This window comes from Pseudomonas sp. SDO55104_S430 (assembly GCF_054070595.1).
The window spans coordinates 37612-61983 of the sequence record NZ_JBSVXG010000013.1; the positions used below are offsets into that span (position 1 = coordinate 37612).

A 24372-nucleotide genomic window follows, 5' to 3' on the forward strand; every position below is an offset into this window, starting at 1 on the left:
GATCAGTCCTCCCGAGTCACGCGCAGCAATTCGTCGAGGCTGGTCACGCCATCGAGCACCCGCTGGCGACCGTCCCGGAACAGGCTGCGCGATACCTTGCGTGCCTCGAGAGCCAACGCCTGCTCACTGGCGCCCTGATGGATCAGCGCCGACACGGCGGGCGTCACGCTGACCAGCTCATAGATCCCGACACGTCCGCGATAACCGTGCTGGCATTGCTCACAGCCCGTCGCCCTGAACAGCTGTGCACCGGCCTCCAGACCCAGGCGCTGGCAGACAGCAGAATCGGCGATATAGGGCGTCCTGCACTGCGGACACAAGGTGCGCAGCAGACGCTGGGCCAGAATGCCCACCAGGGACGACGCCAGCAGATAGGCGTCCACCCCCATGTCCACCAATCGCGTAACGGCGCCGACTGCGCTGTTGGTGTGCAACGTTGAAAGCACCAGATGCCCGGTCAACGAGGCTTGAACGGCAATCTCCGCCGTCTCGCGATCGCGGATTTCACCGACCATCACCACGTCCGGGTCCTGACGCAGGATCGCCCGCAGGCCTCGGGCGAACGTCATGTCGACCTTCGGATTGACCGGCATCTGGCCGACGCCCGGCAGGTGATATTCGATGGGGTCTTCGACGGTGAGGATGTTGCGGGTCTGGTCGTTCAGACTGCTGAGGGCGGCATACAGACTGGTGGTCTTACCCGAGCCCGTGGGGCCGGTCACCAGCAGGATGCCGTGGGGTTTGCCGAGCAACTGGCGCAGGGCCGCGAGGGTGTCGTCCGGCATGCCCAGGCGCTGCAAATCCAGGCGCCCGGCCTGCTTGTCGAGCAGGCGCAACACCACCCGTTCGCCATGGGCTGACGGCAAGGTCGACACCCGCACATCGACTTCGTGACCGGCCAGGCGCAGGGCCATGCGCCCGTCCTGAGGGATGCGTTTTTCGGCAATATCCAGCCGCGCCATGACCTTGATCCGCGACACCAGCAGCGTCGCCAGTTCACGCCTGGGGCGCAGCATTTCACGCAACTGGCCGTCCACACGCATGCGCACCGACAGGTATTGCTCGAAGGTTTCCAGGTGCACGTCGGAAGCGTGTTCACGCACCGCTTCGCTGAGCAGCGCGTTGATCAGGCGGATGATTGGCGCATCGCCCTGCTGCTCCAGCAGATCGGCGGTTTGCGGCACTTGGTCCACAAGGCTCAGCAGATCCAGTTCGTCATCCAGCCCCTGGGCGACCTGCTCGGCGGCGCTTTGTCCTTCGCGATAAGCCGCCGCCAGACGAGTGGCGAAGACCTCGGAGGACAGCCTCCGCACGGGCAAATCCCGACCACACACCCGGCGCGCCTCGGCAATCGCTGTCAGCGGTGTATCGGCGCGGATGGCCAGGCTTGGCGCATCGCCCTCGGACTCCAGCAGAACGCCGAAGCGCCGGGCGAAGCCGAATGGCAGCTCAGTCGGGCAACTCATGGAAGGTTCGGCGCCTCGACGCCCGGCTCGAACAACTGGCGGGCATCGGCGGGCAACAGCAACGAGTTGTTGTCCCGGGCGCCGGGCTGGCTCAGCTCACGCAGCGCGTTGTAACGCTGGCGGCTGACGTCGGCCAGATCTTCCTTGCTGCGCACGATGGTCGGGCGCAGGAACACCATCAGGTTGCTTTTGGTCTGGGTGTCTCGGTTCCAGCGGAACAGCGCGCCCAGATAAGGGATGTCGCGCAGCAGTGGCACCCCGCTCTTCTGGGTGCGCACGCTGTCGCGGATCAGGCCGCCGATGACGATGATTTCGCCGTCGTCGGCCAGGATGGTGCTCTTGAGGGCGCGCTTGTTGGTGATCAGGTCCGAGGAATCGATGCCGGAGACCGAGGGCGCGATGTCCGACACTTCCTGCTCGACTTCCAGGCGCAGGGTCGAGCCTTCGTTGATGTAGGGCTTGATCTTCAGGCTGATGCCGACGTCCTTGCGTTCGACCGTGGTGAATGGGTTGTCGGCGCCGCTGCTGTTGGTGGCGTAGGAGCCGGTTTTAAACGGTACATTCTGGCCGACGATGATTTCCGCTTCCTGGTTGTCCAGGGTCAGCAGGCTCGGCGTGGACAGCAGGTTGCTGTGGGTGTTACTGGCCAGGGCCGAAATCAACGCGCCGAAGCGGTCGCTGCCGAGCTTGAGCAACGCGCCTTCCGGGGCCGATTTTTTCTCGTCGAAGGTCAGGCCGCCGACGATGGGAATGTCGGTGCCGGGGAAGTTGATGAAGCCCTTGGCATCGCCAGTATTGAGGTTCCACTGCACGCCCACCGCCTCGGCGATGTCGCCGGAGATTTCGACGATGGCCGCGTGGATCAGCACCTGCGCCCGGGGCTGGTCGAGCTGGCGCACGATGCTCTCGATGGTCTGCACCTGCGCCGGCTCGGCGATCAGCACCAGCGCGTTCTGGCTTTCGTCGGCCTTGATCATGAAGTTCGAACTGGAAGTGCTGTCCTTGGCACCGCCCAAGGGCGCGGGAGCCTTTCTGCCTTGGCCCATGGTTTCCAGAATCTGCGCCAGCTGCTTGGCATCGCTGTGACGCAAGCGGATCACCCGGGCGTTGTCGGGGCTCGCCGTGGCGCGCACATCCAGGCCACGAGCCAGCGCACTGAGGCGTTGGCGGACGGCGGCGGGGCCGATGAGGATCAGGCGATTGGTGCGGGTATCGGCCAGCACCTGGATCGCGCTTTCGGCATTGCGCTTGCCCAGGGACGCTTCCATCAATGCGGCCACGTCGCTGGCCTGGGCGTGCTGCAACGCAATCACCGTGTGCAGATTGCCCTGCCCCGAATCCAGTTGCCGAACCACCTGGGCAATGCGTTGGGCGTTGGCGGCAGTCTCGGTGACCACCAGCGCATTGGCCGAGGTTGAGGGGCCGACATAGCCGTTAGCCGACACCAATGGCCGCACCAGCCCGGCAAAATCGGCGGCGCTGCCGGTGTTCAGTTCGATGACCTGGGTGACGAATTGCGAAGCCGTGGCGTTGGCTGCCGAGCCGGTGCCGGCGCGGGTCTTGGCTTCAGCCACGGGGGTGATGAGGATCCGGTCGCCTTCATCGATGACCGTGAAGTTGTGAGCGTCGAGCACCGCATAGAACAGCCGGCGCACGCCCTCACGATCGAGGGCCTTGGGGGACATGACCGTGACGCGTCCGGAGACTCGCGGATCGAGCACGACGGTGGTGCCGAGAATGCTGGAGATCTCTTCGACGATGTCTCGCAGTTCGGCGTTGTTCATCGCCAACTGCCATTTTTCTTCCGCGGCATGCGCCGTGCCCAGGGTCGCCAGCAAGACGCAAAGAAACATGGAGCGCAAAGCCTGCGCGCCAATGAAGCTGTTCATGAATTCGATCACTCTGACGGCCCGGAAAACGGGCGTAGAAAACGCGTGGAAACGCCAGGGGCCTGGGCGTCGGCCGCAGTTTCGAGCTGACGCAGGAAGCGCGCGGCGGGCGCATGCAAGGTCAGGCGCTCTTCGCGCCCCTTGTTCCACAGCAATACCTGATTGGCCTCGACCCGGCGCAGCACGCTGCCACCCGGCAAGCGTTCACCGACCTGATACAGGCGCGGACCCTGGGCATCGGCCAGCAGCGCCTTGGACAGGCCATCGCTGGCCACGAAACTCGCGTGCAGGGTAAGGGGTTCGGCGCTGGCCTGCGGTGTGTCTGCGCCAGTGAAACCCAGCACCATGGCAACCGCTGACGCGTCCAGCGCGGCGAGTTCGGATGCGGCAGGCGCCGACGCCACAACCTCGGACAGGCGAGGCAACGCTTGGCGAAACTGCCAATCCTGCCACAGCACAAACGCGACGCAGCCTGCTGATAGAACCAGCAGGCCAATGGCGGGGATATGGCGCTTGAAAGGGATACGCACAGATTCACTCAATAATCGCCCCCTGTAGGAGCGAGCTTGCTCGCGATGGTCGTTAACGAAAACGCGGGGCATCTGAATGCCCGCGGTGTCTGGACCACCATCGCGAGCGTGCTCGCTCCTACAGTGGGGAAGGGTCAGGACTTAGAGCTTGTCCCAGGCCATGTGCCAATGCGCACCGATACCCGGCTCAAAGCCGGCGGCCGTCGGCGTGTACTGCTTGCAGTAGCCCGATTCAGGGAATGGCTTGCACTCGAAAACCTCGTTGGTCTTCGGCTGCAGCACCTTGGTCCCGGCCTTGTAGTCGTTCAGGCCTTCCGGGAAGACGAAGTCGTAGTCGGCGCCAGCGCCTTCACCGGTCACGTTGACCGACTTGGTGTCCTGACGGGTAGTACGACCATCCAGGGTGGTGCCAACCAGAGTCAGGGTATGGGCGCCTGGATTGCTGCGCACATCCATGACCAGGGTTGCCGCACCGCTTTCGATTTGTGCCGAAGTGGTGCCGACCGCTTTATTGTTCTGGTCGAACAGGGTGGCTTCGAGATTCATCTTACGGTTGGAGATCACGTTGAAATCAGCCTTGACCAGACCTTTCTCCAGCACGTATTCAGGCTTTATCGACGACACCGACAGGCGCGCCGCCGCATCTTCCTGCATGTTCAACTGCACTTCGTAACGGGTCACGCCGCTTTCTTTCTGCGCGTACAGGGTGTTGGTGCCCTTGACCGGCTCGATGGTGCCGTTCTCGTCACGCACACCGGCGCGGATCAGGGTGTGGGTCTTGTTGATGGCTTCAGCCAACTTGAACGACCAGTTCTGCGGTACACCCTCCTCGGCTGTCGCAATGGCGATCTCGACGTGGTACTCCGTGTTCTCGCCATTGGCCGAGAACGCACGGGCTTTGACCTTGTCGCCCACCATCAGCTGGGTCGACGGCGCGATGCTGCCCACGGAGGACCAGCCGCCCGGCAGTTCAGGCTCGGCAATGATGTTCACGTCCGTCGCGTTGTAAAACGCCGCATCGGTGTCGCCAACGGTCCAGATGCCGAGGATCACATGCTGGCCGCTCTTGTCCGCAGGAATGGTGCAGTTGTGCTTGTCGCTGTTGGAGGGCTTCTGGTTGCCGCCGTCCTTGGTGCAGAACGGAGTGCTTTCGAAGGTCGCGCGCTTGAGCGGCTCGTTCGGGTTCCAGCCGTTACGGGTGATGAAGTATTCGTGCTTGGTGGCGGGGTGAATGGCGGTGTAGTGCCATTGGAAATCGATGTTGCGATCCTTGATTTCCGTCATGTGCCAGCGGGTGGCGGACTGCGCGTCCAGTGACGAGAACATCGAGTGACCGCCGCTCGGAATCTTGCCGTCGATCGGGCCTTGCAGAGGCGCGCCGCCGACACCGGCCGGGAAGCCCTTGAAGGTTTCACCGACGCTTTGCGGCTCGTACTGCGCGCCGCCGCAGTTGGTGTTCAGGCCTTTCTGGCAAAGCAGTGCGCGCGAAGGCGGAACTTCCAGGTAGCCATGAGCGGAAACGGTTTGAGACGCCAACATGGCCGATAACAGGATCATTGAAGAAGTGCAGCTGGCCAGGGCACTTCGCTTGTAGGAGGTATTGTTCATAGAATGAATTCCAGACTACTTATCGAAGATTGAGGCGCACATTGCTGGCGCCCATGTTTGCGATATTGCTCAGCAAAGAGGCTGGGCAAGGGGCCGGAACCTTACTTGGATGAGTGGATTTTCTATGTAGGGAAAATCTCTGTTGGACGCAGGAATTGTCACCTTGAGCGCTTTTCCGACGGGGATGAAGGAATTGTCCCGCGCAGTGAAAACGGCCTTAAACATGAAAAACGTCAGGCACAAAAAAAGCCTGTCCGGCGCAATGCCGGACAGGCTTTCGATCATTTCACAAACGCTTATTCGTGATACTGGGCCGACAGCTCATGTACCGCGCGCAGGAAAGCGCCTGCGTGTTCCGGATCGACTTCCGGGGTGATGCCGTGGCCCAGGTTGAACACGTGGCCACTGCCCTTGCCGTAGCTGGCGAGAATGCGACCGACTTCAGTGCGGATCGCTTCCGGCTTGGCGTAGAGCACGGTCGGGTCCATGTTGCCTTGCAGGGAGACTTTGCTACCGACGCGGGCGCGGGCACTGCCGATGTCGCAGGTCCAGTCCAGGCCCAGCGCGTCGGCGCCGGCGTCGGCGATGCTTTCCAGCCACAGGCCGCCGTTCTTGGTGAACAGGATCACCGGCACCTTGCGCCCTTCGTGTTCGCGGATCAGGCCGCTGACGATTTTTTTCATGTAGGCCAGGGAGAATTCCTGGTAGGCCGCCGCCGACAGACTGCCGCCCCAGCTGTCGAAGATTTGCACCGCCTGCGCGCCAGCCAGAATCTGGCCATTGAGGTAGCTGGTGACGGTCTGAGCGAGCTTGTCCAGCAGCAGGTGCAGAGCTTGCGGGTTGTCGTACAGCATGGTTTTGGTCTTGCGGTAGTCTTTCGACGAGCCGCCTTCGACCATGTAGGTGGCCAGGGTCCACGGGCTGCCGGCAAAACCGATCAGCGGTACACGACCGTTGAGTTCGCGGCGGATGGTGCTGACCGCGTCCATGACGTAGCCGAGGTCTTTCTGCGGATCGGGAATCGGCAGGGCTTCGATGTCGGCCAGGGTGCTGACGACTTTCTTGAAGCGCGGGCCTTCGCCGGTTTCAAAATACAGGCCCTGGCCCATGGCGTCAGGGATGGTCAGGATGTCGGAGAACAGGATCGCCGCATCCAGCTGTGGATAACGGTCCAGCGGCTGCAGCGTGACTTCGCAGGCGAACGACGGGTTCATGCACAGGCTCATGAAATCGCCGGCCTTGGCACGGCTGGCGCGGTATTCAGGCAAGTAGCGTCCGGCCTGACGCATCATCCACACGGGAGTGACGTCTACGGGTTGCTTGAGCAGGGCGCGCAGGAAACGGTCGTTCTTCAGGGCAGTCATGTCGGCATCCGGAAAAAAAGTGCGGGCATTTTCTCAGAGCGCGAGGGAAAAGGCACGGCAAGAGCGGAGCCTTTTGTCTATCGGGTCAATTTGTCGCGGTTTCGATCGGCAAAAACAACTGTAGGAGCCGAGCTTGCTCGCGATGAGGCAGTGTCAGTCAATACATCAGTGACTGATACACCGCTATCGCGAGCAAGCTCGGCTCCTACAGGGTATTGCGTTCAGCTCAGGGGCGCGGATCAGACGCCCAGATAATCCAGAATCCCTTCAGCCGCATTGCGGCCTTCGAAGATCGCGGTCACTACCAGGTCGGAACCGCGCACCATGTCGCCACCGGCGAAGATTTTCGGGTTGCTGGTCTGGTGCTTGAACTTCCCTTGTTCCGGAGCCACGACGCGGCCCTGGCTGTCGGTCTGGATTTCGAACTGCTCGAACCACGGCGCCGGGCTTGGGCGGAAGCCGAAGGCGATGACCACGGCGTCGGCCGGGATGATCTCTTCGGAGCCCGGGATCGGCTCGGGGCTGCGACGGCCACGGGCGTCCGGCTCGCCGAGACGGGTCTCGACCACCTTCACGCCTTCGACCTTGTCTTCACCCACGATGGCAATCGGCTGGCGGTTGTAGAGGAATTTCACGCCCTCTTCCTTGGCGTTCTTCACCTCTTTGCGCGAGCCCGGCATGTTCGCTTCGTCACGACGATAGGCACAGGTCACCGACTTGGCGCCCTGGCGGATCGAGGTACGGTTGCAGTCCATCGCCGTGTCGCCGCCACCCAGGACCACAACCTTCTTGCCTTTCATATCGACGAAATCTTCCGGCGACTTTTCAAAGCCAAGGTTGCGATTGACGTTGGCGATCAGGAAATCCAGTGCGTCGTAGACGCCCGGCAGGTCCTCACCGGCAAAGCCGCCCTTCATGTAGGTGTAGGTGCCCATGCCCATGAACACGGCATCGTATTCGGCGAGCAGTTGCTCCATGGTCACGTCCTTGCCCACCTCGGTGTTGAGGCGGAACTCGATGCCCATGCCGCTGAAGACTTCGCGACGATTGCTCAGCACGGTCTTTTCCAGCTTGAACTCGGGGATGCCGAAGGTCAGCAGACCGCCGATTTCCGGGTTCTTGTCGAACACCACCGGGGTCACGCCGCCACGCACCAGCACGTCGGCACAGCCCAGGCCCGCCGGGCCCGCGCCGATGATCGCGACACGCTTGCCGGTCGGCTTGACCTTGGACATGTCCGGACGCCAGCCCATGGCGAACGCGGTGTCGGTGATGTACTTCTCCACCGAACCGATGGTCACCGCGCCGAAGCCGTCGTTCAGGGTGCAGGCACCCTCGCACAGACGGTCCTGCGGGCACACCCGGCCGCAAACTTCCGGCAGGGTGTTGGTCTGGTGCGACAGCTCGGCGGCAGCGAGGATGTTGCCCTCGGCCACAAGCTTGAGCCAGTTGGGAATGAAGTTGTGCACCGGGCACTTCCATTCGCAGTACGGGTTACCGCAACCCAGGCAGCGGTGGGCCTGTTCGGCCGACTGCTGGGGTTTGAAAGGTTCGTAGATTTCCACGAACTCTTTCTTGCGTTGACGCAACAGTTTCTTCTTCGGATCCTTGCGCCCGACCTCGATGAACTGGAAGTCATTATTCAGACGTTCAGCCATTGTTAAAACCTCATCAAACTCTTCAGGCGCATATCACTGCGGGTTGGCACGGGTGCTGGAAAGCAACGACTTCAGGTTGGCAGCCTTCGGCTTGACCAGCCAGAAACGGCGCACGTAGTCATCCAGGTTCTCGGCGAGTTCACGACCCCACTCGCTGTCGGTTTCCTCGACGTACTCGTTCAGCACGCGTTGCAAATGGCTGCGGTAGGCTTCCATCGCCTCGCCGCTGATCCGCTGGATTTCCACCAGTTCGTGGTTGACCCGGTCAACGAAGCTGTTGTCCTGGTCGAGCACGTAGGCGAAACCGCCGGTCATGCCAGAGCCGAAGTTGTAACCGGTCTTGCCCAGTACGCAGACGAAACCACCGGTCATGTATTCGCAGCAGTGATCGCCAGTGCCTTCCACGACGGTGTGGGCACCGGAGTTACGCACGGCGAAACGCTCGCCCGCGGTCCCGGCGGCGAACAGCTTGCCGCCAGTGGCGCCATACAGGCAGGTGTTGCCGATGATGGCACTGTCCTGAGTCTTGTAGATGCTGCCCTTCGGCGGAACGATCACCAGCTTGCCGCCGGTCATGCCCTTGCCGACGTAGTCGTTGGCGTCACCTTCCAGGTACATGTTCAGGCCACCGGCGTTCCAGACGCCGAAGCTCTGACCAGCGGTGCCTTTGAAGCGGAAGGTGATCGGCGCGTTGGCCATGCCCTGGTTGCCGTGCTTGCGAGCGATTTCACCGGAGATCCGCGCGCCGATGGAACGGTCGCAGTTGCAGATATCCAGGGCGAATTCGGCGCCGCTCAGGTCGTTGATCGCCGAGGCGGCCATGTCGACCATTTTCTCGGCCAGCAGGCCTTTGTCGAACGGCGGGTTACGCTCAACGCCGCAGAACTGAGGCTTGTCCGCCGGGATGTGATCGCTGCCCAGCAACGGGGTCAGGTCCAGGTGGTGCTGCTTGGCGGTCTGGCCTTCGATGATGTCCAGCAGATCGGTACGGCCGATCAGCTCTTCGAGGGAGCGCACGCCCAGCTTGGCCAGCCACTCACGGGTTTCTTCGGCGACGTAGGTGAAGAAGTTCACCACCATGTCGACGGTACCGATGTAGTGGTCCTTGCGCAGCTTCTCGTTCTGAGTCGCAACGCCGGTGGCGCAGTTGTTCAGGTGGCAGATACGCAGGTATTTGCAACCCAGGGCAATCATCGGTGCGGTGCCGAAGCCGAAGCTTTCAGCGCCGAGGATGGCCGCCTTGATCACGTCGAGGCCGGTTTTCAGGCCGCCGTCGGTCTGCACCTTGACCTTGCCGCGCAGGTCGTTGCCGCGCAGGGTCTGGTGGGTTTCGGCCAGGCCGAGTTCCCACGGAGCGCCCGCGTATTTGATCGAGGTCAGCGGCGATGCACCGGTACCGCCGTCGTAGCCGGAGATGGTGATCAGGTCGGCATAGGCCTTGGCCACACCGGCGGCGATGGTGCCGACGCCCGCTTCTGCCACCAGCTTCACCGAGACCAGCGCCTTCGGGTTGACTTGCTTGAGGTCGAAAATCAGCTGCGACAAGTCTTCGATCGAGTAGATGTCGTGGTGCGGCGGTGGCGAGATCAAAGTCACGCCCGGTACTGCGTAACGCAGTTTGGCGATCAGACCGTTGACCTTGCCGCCTGGCAGTTGACCGCCCTCGCCCGGCTTGGCGCCCTGGGCAACCTTGATCTGCAGCACTTCGGCGTTGACCAGGTATTCAGGGGTTACACCGAAACGACCGGTAGCGACCTGCTTGATTTTCGAGCTCTTGATGGTGCCGTAACGCGCCGGATCTTCGCCGCCTTCACCGGAGTTGGAACGCGCACCAAGGCGGTTCATGGCTTCGGCCAGGGCTTCGTGAGCTTCCGGAGACAGGGCGCCCAGGGAGATACCGGCGGAGTCGAAGCGCTTGAGTACCGATTCCAGCGGCTCGACTTCGCTGATGTCCAGCGGCTTGTCGAGGACCTTGACCTTGAGCAGGTCGCGGATCATCGACACCGGACGGTTGTCCACCAGCGAGGTGTATTCCTTGAACTTGGCGTAGTCGCCCTGCTGCACGGCGGCTTGCAGGGTGTTGACCACGTCCGGGTTGTAGGCGTGGTATTCGCCACCGTGGACGAATTTCAGCAGACCGCCCTGCTGGATCGGCTTGCGCGGACTCCAGGCTTCGGCGGCCAAGGCTTTCTGCTCGGCTTCGATGTCGACGAAACGCGCACCCTTGATGCGGCTCGGCACGCCACGGAAGCTCAGGTTGCAGACTTCCTCGGACAGACCGATGGCTTCGAACAGCTGCGCACCACGGTAGGACGTGATGGTCGAGATACCCATCTTCGACAGGATCTTGAGCAGGCCTTTGGTGATGCCCCGACGGTAGTTCTTGAACACTTCATAGAGGTCGCCCAGCACTTCACCGGTACGGATCAGGTCGCCCAGCACTTCGTAGGCCAGGAACGGATAAACGGCGGAGGCGCCGAAACCGACCAGCACGGCGAAGTGATGCGGATCGCGAGCGGTCGCGGTTTCAACAAGAATGTTGGAGTCGCAACGCAGGCCTTTTTCGGTCAGGCGGTGGTGGACCGCACCGGTGGCCAGGGAGGCGTGGATCGGCAGCTTGCCCGGCGCGATGTGACGGTCACTCAGCACAACCTGGGTACGACCGGAACGCACGGCTTCTTCAGCCTGATCGGCAACGCTGCGGATAGCCGCTTCGAGGCCGACGCTTTCGTCGTAGTTGAGGTCGATGATCGCCCGCTCGAAGCCCGGACGGTCGAGGTTCATCAACGAACGCCACTTGGCCGGGGAAATGATCGGCGAGCTGAGGATCACGCGCGAGGCGTGCTCAGGCGACTCCTGGAAGATGTTGCGCTCGGCACCGAGGCAGATCTCCAGCGACATGACGATGGCTTCACGCAGCGGGTCGATCGGCGGGTTGGTGACCTGCGCGAACTGCTGGCGGAAATAGTCGTACGGCGTGCGCACGCGCTGGGACAGCACGGCCATCGGCGTATCGTCGCCCATCGAGCCCACGGCTTCGTAGCCTTGCTCGCCGAGCGGACGCAGCACCTGGTCGCGTTCTTCGAACGTGACCTGATACATCTTCATGTATTGCTTGAGCTGGTCGACGTCGTAGAAAGCCGAACCGTGGTCGTTGTCTTCCATGGTCGCCTGGATGCGCAGGGCGTTCTTGCGCAGCCATTGCTTGTACGGATGACGGGACTTCAGACGGTTGTCGATGGCGTCGGTGTCGAGGATCTGACCGGTTTCGGTGTCCACGGCGAAGATCTGGCCAGGACCGACACGGCCCTTGGCGATCACGTCTTCAGGCTGGTAGTCCCAGACGCCAATTTCCGAGGCCAGGGTGATGAAGCCATTCTTGGTGGTGACCCAGCGCGCCGGACGCAGACCGTTACGGTCGAGCAGGCACACCGCGTAGCGACCGTCGGTCATTACCACGCCGGCCGGGCCGTCCCACGGCTCCATGTGCATCGAGTTGTATTCGTAGAACGCACGCAGATCCGGGTCCATGGTCTCGACGTTCTGCCACGCTGGCGGAATGATCATCCGCACGCCACGGAACAGGTCGATGCCACCGGTGACCATCAGCTCGAGCATGTTGTCCATGCTGGAGGAGTCGGAACCGACGCGGTTGACCAGCGGGCCGAGCTCTTCGAGATCGGGCATCAGGTCGTTGGCGAACTTGGTGCGACGGGCCACGGCCCAGTTGCGGTTGCCGGTGATGGTGTTGATCTCGCCGTTGTGCGCCAGGAAGCGGAACGGTTGAGCCAGCGGCCATTTCGGCAGGGTGTTGGTGGAGAAGCGCTGGTGGAACACGCAGATCGCGGTTTGCAGGCGCTCATCGCTCAGGTCCGGATAGAAGGCGGCGAGGTCCGCCGGCATCATCAGGCCCTTATAAATGATGGTCTTGTGGGAAAAGCTGCAGATGTAGTGATCGACGTCGGCGGCGTTGGCCACGGACGAACGACGACGGGAGCTGAACAGCTTGATCGCCATGTCCTGATCGCTCAGGCCTTCACCACCGATGAACACTTGTTCGATCTGCGGCAGGCGCTCCAGAGCCAGGCGGCCGAGGACGCTGGTGTCGATCGGCACTTTGCGCCAGCCGACCAGCTGCAGGCCGGCGGCCAGGATCTCGCGGTTCATGTTCTCGCGAGCGGCTTCGGCTTTTACAGGGTCCTGGTTGAAGAAGACCATGCCCACCGCATATTGCTTGGGCATTTCGACGCCGAAGGTTTCCTGGGCGATGGCTCGCAGGAACGCGTCGGGCTTTTGAATCAGCAGACCGCAACCGTCACCGGTCTTGCCGTCGGCATTAATCCCACCGCGGTGGGTCATGCAGGTCAGGGCCTCGATGGCCGTTGTCAAAAGGGTATGACTGGGCTCGCCCTGCATATGGGCTATCAGGCCGAAACCGCAGTTATCCTTGAATTCATCTGGTTGGTACAGACCTGCTTTCATAGACACTTTCTCACCAGGCTGCCCCTCAACGAGGCAAATTTCTTTTCAATTCAACCACTTGCGATCCGCGCCGAACGTACGCCGGCTTTGCGGAAGCAAAAGGGAGGTCATTGTACACACCGACACAAGGGCTCACAAATTTGGCGACGAAATGTCGCAAATCCGTGTCGCATTTATGAAAGGTTTAAAGCGATCTGCTGTGCTAGTCAAAACTTTTTTAGTTTCGACCGCTACGACTCAAAGACTACTGTGACGCAGACACCACAACGCACGCGGCCCGAAAGCCGCATGCGTTGCAGAAATTTTGAGGTGCCGGGAGAGGCGGCCTGGGTAAGGCCGCCGAATCTTCAGCGAGTTGTTGCCAGTTCCTGTTGGACGCTGGCGACAGTGCGAGGCCAAGGTTTACCAGCCTGAACCTTCGCTGGCAAGGCCTTGATGGCGGTTACGGCTGCATCGCGGTTGGTGAAGCTGCCGTAAGTGATGACGTAAAGCGGTTTGCCGTTGAGGACTTTCTTGAAGTAGCGGTACTCGCCGCCCTGCTCTTTGACGAAGTTCTGAGCGGTCGCTTCGGAGCTGGTGCCGAGGATCTGCACCACATAGTTGCCCGGCGCCTGACCTGCATACCAGGTGCCACCGGCGGCCTTGGCCGGAGCAGCGGCGGGTTTCTCGACAGGCTTGGCAGTGGCGACAGCAGCTGGCTTGGCTGGTGCCGGAGCAGGCTTGGCTGCAGGTGCCGGAGCGGGTGCAGGCTTGGCGGTTGCGATTTGAGTCGGTGCCGGGGTCGGTTTGGTCACCGGCGTCGGCGCAGGACCGGCAGGCACGCCCGCAGGGGGTGCAATGGTGGTGACGGTCGGCGGCGTCGCGCTGGAGCCTTCCAACGGCACGCCATCGTCGCCCTCGGTGATACCACCAGCGGCTTCAGCCAGAGGCTCACGCATAACCGGCTGCGAATTACCGACCAACGGCAATGGCATTGGCTGCGTGTTACCGGCGAATTCCACGGCCGGCGCACCGCCCGCCTGTGGTTGTCCCTGGCCCAGCGGCAGTTGCGCCTGTTCATTGGCCGGTGCACCCGTGGTCGGTGCTTTGCTGCGACCCGGCATCAACCAGGCGGCGGCTACCGCGACCACAACGACGGCGGAAATCGCCAATACGTGTTTCTTCGGCATATTGAACCCCATACTTGGACGCTTGACCGCTGTGCGGCTGGCAATCATGGCTTCGATCATCGCATCGCGGGCGACCTGATTGATGTTTCCAGGCCAGCCTTCGGAGCTTTCGTGAATATCAGAGATCTGATCCGCGGTAAAAAGTTCGATACCCCGGCCTGCGCCTTCGAGTCGCTGGTCGAGATATTCGCGGGTTTCTTCTTCGGTGTAAGGCTGCAGTTCGATGACGTGGAAACGCTCTTCCTCGAGCTGCAAGGCGTCGAGTTTGGCGATCATCGACGACTCACCGAACAGGAACACATGCGGACGGCCTTCCGGCGCACCGGCAGCCAGCGCCATCAAGGCTTCCAGGGCAGATTCGTCGAGTTGCTCGGCGTCATCCACCAGCAGATAGACTTCCTGACCGGTCAGCGCCAGCTGCACCACCTGATCCAGGATGTCGCCGACTTCGGCCTGAGCAACCTCCAGCGTCTGCGCAACCTGACGCAGTACGCCAGCGGCATCACCGGCGCCACGGGCGGAAACCACCACGCTCTGCACCGACTGCTTGTTGGTGCTGGCCACCAGCGCCTGACGCAACAGGGTCTTGCCGCTGCCCTGCGGGCCCGTGACTACCAGCAACAGCTGGCTGTAACGCGCCAGATGATGCAACTGGCCGAGCACCGGTTTGCGCTGGGCCGGGAAAAACTTGAAGCCGGGGACCCGTGGTGCGAAAGGGTCATGGTTCAACTGGAAATGGCCGAGGAACGCCTCGTCGGCATGCAAACTAGTCATCGCTTTCTTATTAACCTTTAAGCTGAGCCAGGGCGCGATAGTCCGCTCCCAGCGTGGCCTGTAGAACCTCTTTCGGATAATCGTCGGTCACCACCGCTTCGCCCATGCGGCGTAGCAGCACCAGGCGCAAACGACCGTCGATCACTTTTTTATCAACTGACATGTGTTCGAGGAAATGGGCTTCGGTCATTTCTTCAGGTGGAATGACCGGCAGACCGGCACGCTGGAACAGACGAATGCCGCGATCGCGTTCCTGTTCGCTGATCCAGCCCAGGCGCGCCGACATTTCCAGCGCCATCACGGTGCCCGCGGCGACCGCTTCGCCATGCAGCCAGACGCCGTAGCCCATATGGGTTTCGATGGCGTGGCCGAAGGTGTGGCCCAGGTTGAGCGTGGCGCGCACGCCGGTCTCTTTTTCGTCGGCGCCGACAACTTCGGCCTTGGCCGCGCAAGAGCGCTCGATGGCGTAGGTCAGGGCTTGCTGATCCAGGCTTCGCAGGCGGTCCACGTTGTCTTCGAGCCAGGTCAGGAACGGCTCGTCGCAGATCAGACCGTATTTGATGACTTCAGCCAGGCCGGCGGACAGCTCGCGCGCAGGCAGAGTCTTGAGGGAAGCGGTGTCGATCAGCACGACGTTCGGCTGATAGAACGCGCCGATCATGTTTTTGCCCAGCGGGTGGTTGATCCCGGTCTTGCCGCCGACCGAAGAGTCGACCTGCGACAGCAAGGTGGTCGGGACCTGAATGAAGTCTACGCCGCGCTGGTAGCAGGCCGCCGCAAAACCGGCCATGTCGCCGATCACGCCGCCACCGAGGGCGATCACCGTGGTGCGGCGGTCGTGCCGTGCGGTCAGCAGACCGTCGAAGATCAGTTGCAGGGTTTCCCAGTTCTTGAAGGCTTCGCCATCGGGCAGCACCACGGAAATGACCGAAAACTGCGCGAGGCTGCGGGTCAGACGTTCAAGATAGAGCGGCGCGACGGTTTCGTTGGAGATGATCGCGACTTGCCGTCCGCGAATGTGCGGGGCCAGCAGCTCAGGCTGATCCAACAACCCTTCGCCAATGTGAATCGGGTAGCTGCGCTCGCCTAGATCGACCTTGAGTGTCTGCATGTGTCCCCACAGTGAAGATGAAATCAGGCGTCCCGCCTTGAATTATCGAATATCCGCGGCATCTGCTGGTGTGACGCCGCTGCGAAGCCATCCGCCACAATCCGCAGCGGATGTGGCAGGACGCCGAGGATAGCGCATTTCGCGCCGCGCTTTAACGGGGAGGCAGTTGCTGCAAGCGTTCGAGGATATCAAGCACGACCATTCGCGGCGGCCGCTCATCGGTTTCCACCACCAGATCGGCGATTTCCCGATAAAGCGGATCGCGGATCGCCAGCAGATCCCGAAGGGTCTTGGCCGGATCTGCCGTGCGCAGCAACGGCCGATTGCGGTCGCGAGAGGTACGGCCGACCTGCTGTTCGACGGAAGCATGCAGATAAACCACCCTGCCGCCTGCATGCAGCGCCCGGCGATTGGCTTCGCGCATCACCGCGCCACCGCCGGTCGCCAGTACCACGCCATCGTAATCGCACAGCTCGGCAATCATTGCCTGCTCGCGATCACGAAAGCCCGGTTCGCCTTCCTTGTCGAAGATCCATGGGATATTGGCGCCCGTGCGTAATTCAATTTCCTTATCGGAATCTTTGAACGGCAAGCGCAGCTCTTTGGCCAGCAAACGGCCGATGGTGCTTTTTCCAGCGCCCATCGGTCCTACAAGAATCAAATTTCGCACAGAATCAACGACTCACAGCAAACGCCTGGTTATTCATGATACGCGGAGTGAGAAACACCAACAGCTCGGATTTTTTCTCCGAAACCACGTCACGCCGGAAAAGGCGGCCAAGATACGGCACATCGCCAAGAAATGGCACCTTATCTACAACCTTGCTCTGAGTATTTGAGAAAACGCCGCCAATCACGATGGTCTCGCCATCATTGACCAGGACCTTGGCATTGACCTCGTTTTTCTTGATCGGCGGTACATCCTGCACTTTGTTGAGGAAGTCGGGTTCGTCCTTGGTGACCTTGACCTCCATGATGATCCGGTTGTCCGGAGTGATCTGCGGCGTGACCTCAAGCGACAGCGACGCCTCCTTGAAAGACACCGATGTAGCGCCGCTGGAGCTGGCTTCCTGGTAGGGAATCTCGGTGCCCTTGAGGATCTTCGCGGTCTCCTTGTCGGAAGTGACGACCTTGGGTTGCGAGACGATTTCACCGTTGCCGGTCTTTTCCATGGCCGTCAGTTCAAGGTCGAGCAGAACGTTGTCGGTAATGAACGCGATGCCGATTCCCGACGTATTGCCCGCCGCGCCCATGTCGACGAACGGTGTATTGGTACTGGTGCTGCCGGGGGTGCCGATGGTCGTCGAGGAGTTGTTCACCCCGGAGGCATTCCAGTTGCCCTTGTTCTGCACCGAACCGCCCCAGCGCACGCCCAGGCTCTTGTCGTAATCCACGTTGGCCTCGACGATCCGCGCCTCGATCATCACCTGGCGTACCGGAATATCCAGCTGCGCGACGATGCGGCGCAATTCGTCGAGCCGATCCTGAGTCTGGTAGGCAATGATGTTGTTGGTCCGCTCATCGACGGTGATCGAGCCCCGTTCGTCGACTTTCGCCTCGGCGCTGGTCACCGACTGGAACAGCTTGGCGATATCGGCTGCCTTGGCGTAATTGACCTGCAACAGCTCGCGCCGCAACGGCGCCAGTTCCGCGATCTGCTTCTGCGATTCAAGCTCCTGGCGCTCGCGAGCGGCGATTTCATCCGCCGGCGCCACCAGCAACACGTTGCCGATCTTGCGCTTGTCCAGGCCCTTGGTTTTCAGCACCAGGTCCAGCGCCTGATCCCAGGGCACGTTTTGCAGGCGCAGGGTGATGCCGCCCTGCACGGTGTCGCTGGCGACCAGATTGAGGTTGGTGAAGTCGGCGATCAGTTGCAGTACCGAACGCACATCGATGTCCTGGAAATTCAGCGAGAGCTTTTCGCCACTGTAGGCATAACGATCGGCGTTGCGCTTTTGCAGGTCATCGGCCGTCATCGGACGGATGCTGACGGTCAGCTTGTTGTCGGTCTGGTAGGTCGAGTAATCGAAGGCACCGCTGGGTTCGATGGTGATGTTGGCGCGATCACCGGTAGCGCTGGCATTGACGAACTGGACCGGCGTGGCGAAGTCCTTGACGTCCAGACGCACGCGCAGTGGTTCAGGCAGTCGGGTCCTGGCGAAGCTGAGGACAATTTTGCCTTCGCGCTCCTGAATGTCCGGGGCAATGGACGGATCAGACAGGTCGATCACCACATTGCCTTCACCCTGGGTGCCGCGCTGGAAATCCACCGCACGGATGGCCTTGGAGGTTGCAACAGGGGCGCGCGCTGGAGTCGGGGCTGGCGTCGACACCGCGGCGGCTGGCGCCTTGGCAGTCGCCATCTTGCTGCCCTGGCCCACTTCAACGAACAGGTTATTGCCTTCGACCCGGGTGCTGTACGGGGTCAGCTGCGTCAGGTTGATAATCAGCCTCGTACGATCAGCCGCTTCGACCACCGTGGCGCTGCGGGCATTGCCGCTGCCAAGGTCACGGGTTTTGCTCGACAACTGGTTGACCACACCGGGCAGGTCCAGGGCGATGCGCGCGGGCGACTCAGTGGTGTAGCCGCGCGGTGCCGGCGGCGGCTGATCGAACGCCAGCTTCAACTCGACGCGGTCTCCGGGCAGCGCTGCGACATCCAGCGCCTTGAGGTTGGCCGCCTGTACCATCGGCGAAAGCAGCGCTATCCATAGCGACATCCCGAGGGTGGAGAGAATCCTGTTCATTGTTCGAGTTCCACTATGAGTGTTCTTTCAAAGGAATGGTCCGCGGCCGTTCCAGCCATGCACCTTCGCCGTCAGGGACGATTTCGATCACATCGACTTGCGTGGCATTGATGGCGACGATCCGCCCATCGTTGCGCCCCAGGTAATCGCCGACCTTCAACCGGTACACCCCGCCCGCGCCACGCAGCAGAGCGAAGGAGCCCGATACGTTAGAGATCGTGCCGACCATTTCAAACTGCTCGATATTGAAACCCTCGAGGTATTGCTTGACCCGGTTCGGGTCCGGTTTGACGTTGCGCGAGCCGCGTTTCTGGCCGGCAAGGTCGACCCTGACCTGCCGCGAAAACGGGCTGCGCAGGTTGGCGGCGTTGTAGGTGAATGTCGGGTAAGACCGGAATGTCGGCGTTGGTTCAATCTTGCCCGGCGCCCGCAGGCGCATTTCGTTCATGTAGGCGTCCAGATCCCTGAAGTCATCCCCGCCACCGCAACCGGCCAGGACCGCCAGGGTCGCGGCCATGAAAATCATCCGTATCGGGCTCATGGTTGCAGCCCCTTGTCGTTGTAGCGATAGGTCTTGGCCAGGATGCTCATGCGCAACTTGGGCCCGCCATCGGGATTGGCCGGCGCCAGGTCGAAATCATGCAGGGTGACGATACGCGGCAGCCCGGCCACGCCGCTGACGAACGTGGCCAGGTCGTGATAGGCGCCGGTGACGGTGATCTGGATCGGCAATTCGATGTAGAACGGCTGGGTGACCTCGGGCAGCAGTTTGATCTCTTCAAACTCCAGGCCGCTGCCCAGGCCGGTGCGAGTGATGTCCTCCAGCAGGCCAGGAACCTCGGTGTCACTGGGCAGTTGCCGCAGCAGCACGCCGAACGAGTTCTCCATCTCCTTCATCTGCTCGGTATAGAGTTCCAGATTCGCCGCCATGCGGGCCTTGTCGGCGAACTGTTCCTTGAGCGTCGACTCTTCGTCGCGCTTGAGGTGCAGCTGATTCTCCAGCTCGCTCGTCGAGAAGCTGTAACCCAGCGCCAGCACCATTGCCATGACCAGTGCGCCCACCACCACCTTGATCGCCGGCGGCCAGGAACCGATGTTGTTGGTGTCCAGATCGTTGATATCGATCTTGCGCAGCCCTTCGAGCCATCCGGACAGATTCATTTTCCGTCCTCCGCGACCGCGGGCTGGGTCTGACGAACGGTCAGCTGGAACACGTTGGCCTGGTCAACCTGACCGGCCGTGGTCGCCTTGACCTCCGTCAGGCTCGGCGCATCGAACCAGTCCGACGCCTCCAGATTGCGCATCAGGTCGGACACGCGGTTGTTGGATTCCGCGGCGCCGGAAATGGACAGGCTCTTGCCTTCCATTTTCACTTCGGTGAAGTACACCCCGTCCGGTAGGGTTCGCGCCAATTGATCAAAAATTCGCCCGCTGATGGGCCGGTTGCCCTGCAAGTCCTGAATGATGCGCATACGTTCGATCAACTGTTGACGACGGGCCTTGAGATCGCTGATTTGCTTGATGCGTTCGTCGACGATGGCGATCTGCTTGCTGATGTAGTCGTTGCGCGCCACCTGCCGGTCTATCGCGCTGCTGATCACCTGGTTGGCGATCAGCACCGCGCCTGCTGTGCCGACCAGCACGCCAACCAGAATCAGCAGAAAGCGTTTGCGACGCTCTTCGCGCAGCTCTTCGCGCCAGGGTAAAAGGTTGATCCGCGCCATCAGTCGAAACTCCTGAGAGCAAGCCCGCAGGCGATCATCAGGGCGGGCGCATCACTGGCCAGCGCCGCGGCGTTGACCTTGCCGTTCAAGGTCATGTCGGCAAAGGGGTTGGCGACCAGAGTCGGGGTGCCCAGTTGCTGTTCGATCAACCGGTCCAGCCCGGAGACCGAGGCCGTACCGCCGGCCAGCACGATCTGGTCGACCGCGTGGTACTGACCCGAGGCGAAGAAAAACTGCAACGAGCGCGAGACCTGCTGCACCAGAGCCTCACGAAAGGGCTGCAACACGGCGCTGACGTAGTCGCTGGGCAACCCGCCCTGCTTCTTCGCCAGACCGGCCTGCTCGACAGTCAGGCCATATCGACGCTGAATTTCCTCGGTCAACTGGCGACCGCCGAACAATTGCTCGCGGGTATAGATGATCCGCCCGCCCAGCAACACGCTCAGGGTGGTCATGGTCGCGCCGATGTCGACCACCGCCACCAGACGCTCCGGGGAAACCGTCAAGTGATTGCCCAGCAGGCCGAAGGATCGCTCAAGAGCATAGGCCTCGACATCGACCACGCGAGCGGTCAGGCCGGCCAGGGTCAGGGCAGCCTCGCGCACTTCGACGTTTTCCTTGCGGCAGGCGGCGAGCAGCACATTGACCCGCTCAGGGTTGCGCGCGGACGCACCCTGGACTTCGAAGTCGATCGCGACTTCATCCAGCGGATAGGGGATGTATTGATCGGCCTCGACTTTCAGCTGGCTTTCCATCTCGTCATCGGAAAGTCCGGCGTCCATCTCGATGGTCTTGGTGATCACCGCGGAACCGGCGACAGCCACGGCAACGTTCTTGACGCTGGTTCTGGCCTTGGTCACCACGCGCGCGAGAGCCTGACCAACGCCTTCGAGTTCGGCGATGTTTTTCTCGGTCACAGCGCTTGCAGGCAGCGGTTCGACGGCGTAAGCCTCGACCCGATAGCGGTCGCCCTGGCGGCTCAACTCCAGCAATTTCACCGATGTGGAGCTGATGTCGATACCCAGAAGCGTATTGGCTTTTTTGTTGAAGAGTCCTGGCACTAGCAATTCCCTATGACTATCCGTGAGTTACGGACTCTGTAATACGTGTTGCGTTCCATCCACCCGTCTTGACATTAGCCGCCAATGACGCCTGCGGTGGAAAAATGCTTATAATGCCCAGCGTTTTTTTCCGCTTTTCTCTAGCGCGGGCCGTTCGCCTTTAACCTGAACCCTGATGCTTCTTTCAATTTTTACCCTGGATATCCAAAAGCCTTGATTCGTCTGCTGAAATTTCTCGGTTGGTCCATCGTCGCGATATTCTGCGGACTGCTTCTGGGTCTGAGCGGGGCGTTTCTTTACCTTAGCCCCGGATTGCCATCTGTGGAGGCGCTGAGAAGTATTCAGTTGCAGATTCCGCTACGGGTCTACAGTAGCGACAACAAACTGATCGCAGAATTCGGCGAAATGCGCCGCACGCCGATCCGTTTCGCCGACATTCCCCCCAATTTCATCAATGCGTTACTAAGTGCTGAAGACGACAACTTCGCCAACCACTATGGCGTCGACCCGAGCAGCCTGATGCGCGCGGCGACCCAACTGGTCAAGAGCGGGCACATCCAGTCCGGCGGCAGCACCATCACCATGCAGGTGGCGAAGAACTTCTTCCTGACCAGCGAACGCAGCTTCTCCCGCAAAACCACCGAAATTCTCCTGGCGCTGCAGATCGAGCGGCAGCTGACCAAGGACGAAATCCTCGAGCTGTACGTCAACAAGATCTACCTGGGTAACCGCGCCTACGGCATCGAGGCGGCGGCGCAGGTCTATTACGGCAAATCGATTCGTGACATCAGCCTGGCTCAGATGGCGATGATCGCCGGCCTGCCCAAAGCCCCGTCGCGCTTCAACCCGCTCGCCAACCCGGCGCGCAGCAAGGAGCGTCGCGACTGGATCCTGGGGCGGATGTACAAGCTGGGCAAGATCAGCGAAGCCGATTACACCACTGCGATCAATGAGCCGCTCAACGCCAGTTATCACGTACCGACGCCGGAAGTTAACGCGCCGTACATCGCCGAGATGGCTCGCGCGGAGATGGTCGGCCGTTACGGCAGCGACGCCTATACCGAAGGTTTCCGCGTCACCACCACGGTGCCGAGCAATCTGCAGGAACTGGCCAACACCGCCGTCCATGAAGGCCTGATGACCTACGATCAGCGTCATGGCTATCGTGGGCCCGAATCGCGCCTGCCGGGCAAGACCCGCGAGGCGTGGGCGAGCGAACTGACCAAGCAGCGCACCATCAGCGGCCTTGAGCCGGCCATCGTTACCCAGGTCGACAAGAACGGCCTGCAGGTGCTGACCCGCACCGGCAGCGAGCACGTCAACTGGGACACCATGAAGTGGGCCCGGCCGTTCCTGAACACCAACAGCATGGGCGCCAATCCGAAGCAGCCGTCGGATGTGGCTCAGGTCGGCGACCTGATCCGCGTCCAGCGCCAGCAGGACGACTCGCTGAAGTTCAGCCAGATCCCGCAGGCCCAGGGCGCGCTGGTGTCCCTCGATCCGCAGAACGGTGCCATCCGCGCACTGGTCGGCGGCTTTGCCTTCGAGCAGAGCAACTACAACCGCGCCATGCAGGCCAAGCGTCAGCCGGGTTCGAGCTTCAAGCCCTTCGTCTACAGTGCTGCGCTGGATAACGGCTACACCGCCGCCAGCCTGGTGAACGATGCGCCGATCGTGTTCGTCGACGAGTACCTGGACAAGGTCTGGCGTCCGAAGAACGACACCAACACCTTCCTCGGCCCGATCCGTCTGCGCGAGGCGCTGTACAAGTCGCGCAACCTGGTGTCGATCCGCTTGCTGCAGGCGCTGGGTGTCGACCGCACCATCGACTACATCAGCAAGTTCGGCTTCAACAAGCAGGACCTGCCGCGCAACCTGTCCCTGGCCCTGGGCACCGCGACCCTGACGCCGATGGAAATCGCCACTGGCTGGAGCACCTTCGCCAACGGTGGCTACAAGATCACCCCATACATCATCGACAAGATCGAAAGCCGCAATGGCGATACGCTGTTCGTCGCCAACCCGCCGACCGTTCCGAAGGGTGGCCCGGCCAGCGACGGCATCGCGGCGCCAGCGGCCCAGGCCTTCACCGTCAACGCCACGCCGGGCGATGCCGCTGCCGCAACACAGCCGACGCCGCAGGCGCCAGCCGTGGCCGAGCGCATTGTCGATGGCCGCACGACCTACATCCTCAACAGCATGCTCGAGGACGTGATCAAACTGGGCACCGGCCGTCGCGCCCTGGCCCTGGGTCGCAGCGATATCGCCGGCAAGACCGGCACCACCAACGAATCCAAGGACGCCTGGTTCTCCGGCTACAACGCCGATTACGTGACCACCGTGTGGACCGGGTTCGACCAGCCAGAGAGCCTGGGTCGCAAGGAGTTCGGCGGCACGGTCGCGCTGCCGATCTGGATGAATTACATGGGCGCCGCGCTCAAGGACATGCCACCGCATACGCAGCAGGAGCCTGAAGGCATCCTCAGCCTGCGTGTCGACCCGGTCAGTGGCCGTGCGGCCACTCCGGGCACGCCTGGCGCCTATTTCGAGCTGTTCAAGGCCGAAGACACGCCACCGTCGGTCAATGAGCTGGGCAACGGCAACGCGCCAGGCAGCCCGCTGCCGGCAGATGAAGCGGCGCCGATCGACCTGTTCTGATCCGGGCGACAACAAAGAGCCCTGCCTTCCTTTGAAGTGCGGGGCTTTTTATTGCCTGGGAGTTTTGTGTTGGCTGCTCCGGCCTCTTCGCGGGCAAGCCTCGCTCCTACAGGTAATCACCACGCCCGGTA

General features: G+C 61.7%; 17 protein-coding genes. 2 read left to right on the plus strand and 15 right to left on the minus strand.

Annotated elements, in window-relative coordinates; genetic code table 11:
• Nucleotides 1-2: 2 nt before the first annotated feature.
• From gspE to gbpA, 4 genes are all read right to left on the minus strand, one after another.
• On the minus strand, nucleotides 3-1466 hold the full coding sequence (gene gspE, locus ACW9JE_RS04520) for a type II secretion system ATPase GspE (RefSeq protein WP_457432073.1): 1464 nt from the start codon (nucleotides 1464-1466) through the stop codon (nucleotides 3-5).
• Nucleotides 1463-3355 carry a type II secretion system secretin GspD gene (gene gspD / locus ACW9JE_RS04525; protein ID WP_457432074.1) on the minus strand — a complete coding sequence of 631 codons (1893 nt, stop codon included), beginning with the start codon at nucleotides 3353-3355 and terminating at the stop codon, nucleotides 1463-1465. Before gspD ends, gspE begins: the two co-directional genes overlap by 4 nt.
• Before the next feature lie 8 nt (nucleotides 3356-3363).
• Nucleotides 3364-3885 (minus strand): type II secretion system protein N, encoded by a 522-nt coding sequence (locus ACW9JE_RS04530; protein WP_457432075.1) that lies wholly within the window; start codon nucleotides 3883-3885, stop codon nucleotides 3364-3366.
• 141 nt (nucleotides 3886-4026) lie between these two features.
• Nucleotides 4027-5493, minus strand: a complete 1467-nt coding sequence (gene gbpA, locus ACW9JE_RS04535; RefSeq protein ID WP_457432076.1) for an N-acetylglucosamine-binding protein GbpA — start codon at nucleotides 5491-5493, stop codon at nucleotides 4027-4029.
• Nucleotides 5494-5598: 105 nt separating this feature from the next.
• Here gbpA and ACW9JE_RS04540 point away from each other — a divergent pair, with 105 nt between their 5' ends.
• The gene (locus ACW9JE_RS04540; RefSeq protein ID WP_224536006.1) at nucleotides 5599-5799 is read left to right on the plus strand and encodes a hypothetical protein; all 201 of its coding nucleotides are present in this window, start codon (nucleotides 5599-5601) and stop codon (nucleotides 5797-5799) included.
• Here ACW9JE_RS04540 and hemE read toward each other — a convergent pair.
• The 11 genes from hemE to ACW9JE_RS04595 form a co-directional block, all read right to left on the minus strand.
• Nucleotides 5790-6857, minus strand: a complete 1068-nt coding sequence (gene hemE / locus ACW9JE_RS04545) for a uroporphyrinogen decarboxylase (RefSeq protein ID WP_224536004.1) — start codon at nucleotides 6855-6857, stop codon at nucleotides 5790-5792. The two genes, ACW9JE_RS04540 and hemE, sit on opposite strands and share 10 nt — an antisense overlap.
• A 239-nt stretch (nucleotides 6858-7096) precedes the next feature.
• Complete coding sequence (locus ACW9JE_RS04550) at nucleotides 7097-8515, minus strand: FAD-dependent oxidoreductase (protein ID WP_224536002.1); 1419 nt, start codon at nucleotides 8513-8515, stop codon at nucleotides 7097-7099.
• Between the two features lie 33 nt (nucleotides 8516-8548).
• Nucleotides 8549-12997, minus strand: coding sequence for a glutamate synthase large subunit (gene gltB, locus ACW9JE_RS04555; RefSeq protein WP_224535999.1), 4449 nt, complete (start codon nucleotides 12995-12997; stop codon nucleotides 8549-8551).
• Between the two features lie 347 nt (nucleotides 12998-13344).
• A complete protein-coding gene (locus tag ACW9JE_RS04560) occupies nucleotides 13345-14940 on the minus strand; it encodes an AAA family ATPase (RefSeq protein ID WP_457432077.1) in 1596 nt (531 codons plus the stop codon).
• Nucleotides 14941-14950: 10 nt separating this feature from the next.
• Complete coding sequence (aroB, locus tag ACW9JE_RS04565; RefSeq protein WP_457432078.1) at nucleotides 14951-16051, minus strand: 3-dehydroquinate synthase; 1101 nt, start codon at nucleotides 16049-16051, stop codon at nucleotides 14951-14953.
• Nucleotides 16052-16202: 151 nt separating this feature from the next.
• A complete protein-coding gene (gene aroK / locus ACW9JE_RS04570; protein ID WP_056725695.1) occupies nucleotides 16203-16721 on the minus strand; it encodes a shikimate kinase AroK in 519 nt (172 codons plus the stop codon).
• 4 nt (nucleotides 16722-16725) lie between these two features.
• Nucleotides 16726-18798 carry a type IV pilus secretin PilQ gene (pilQ, locus tag ACW9JE_RS04575; RefSeq protein ID WP_224535994.1) on the minus strand — a complete coding sequence of 691 codons (2073 nt, stop codon included), beginning with the start codon at nucleotides 18796-18798 and terminating at the stop codon, nucleotides 16726-16728.
• A 13-nt stretch (nucleotides 18799-18811) separates the two neighbouring features.
• A complete protein-coding gene (locus tag ACW9JE_RS04580) occupies nucleotides 18812-19339 on the minus strand; it encodes a pilus assembly protein PilP (protein ID WP_224535992.1) in 528 nt (175 codons plus the stop codon).
• Nucleotides 19336-19959, minus strand: a complete 624-nt coding sequence (pilO, locus tag ACW9JE_RS04585) for a type 4a pilus biogenesis protein PilO (protein ID WP_224535990.1) — start codon at nucleotides 19957-19959, stop codon at nucleotides 19336-19338. Before pilO ends, ACW9JE_RS04580 begins: the two co-directional genes overlap by 4 nt.
• Nucleotides 19956-20522 carry a PilN domain-containing protein gene (locus tag ACW9JE_RS04590; RefSeq protein WP_175375341.1) on the minus strand — a complete coding sequence of 189 codons (567 nt, stop codon included), beginning with the start codon at nucleotides 20520-20522 and terminating at the stop codon, nucleotides 19956-19958. The genes pilO and ACW9JE_RS04590 overlap by 4 nt, the downstream gene beginning before the upstream one ends.
• A complete protein-coding gene (locus ACW9JE_RS04595; RefSeq protein WP_457432079.1) occupies nucleotides 20522-21583 on the minus strand; it encodes a pilus assembly protein PilM in 1062 nt (353 codons plus the stop codon). The genes ACW9JE_RS04590 and ACW9JE_RS04595 overlap by 1 nt, the downstream gene beginning before the upstream one ends.
• 216 nt (nucleotides 21584-21799) lie before the next feature.
• Between ACW9JE_RS04595 and ACW9JE_RS04600 the strand changes: the two genes are divergently transcribed.
• Nucleotides 21800-24241 (plus strand): penicillin-binding protein 1A, encoded by a 2442-nt coding sequence (locus tag ACW9JE_RS04600; RefSeq protein WP_457432082.1) that lies wholly within the window; start codon nucleotides 21800-21802, stop codon nucleotides 24239-24241.
• Nucleotides 24242-24372 lie beyond the last annotated feature (131 nt).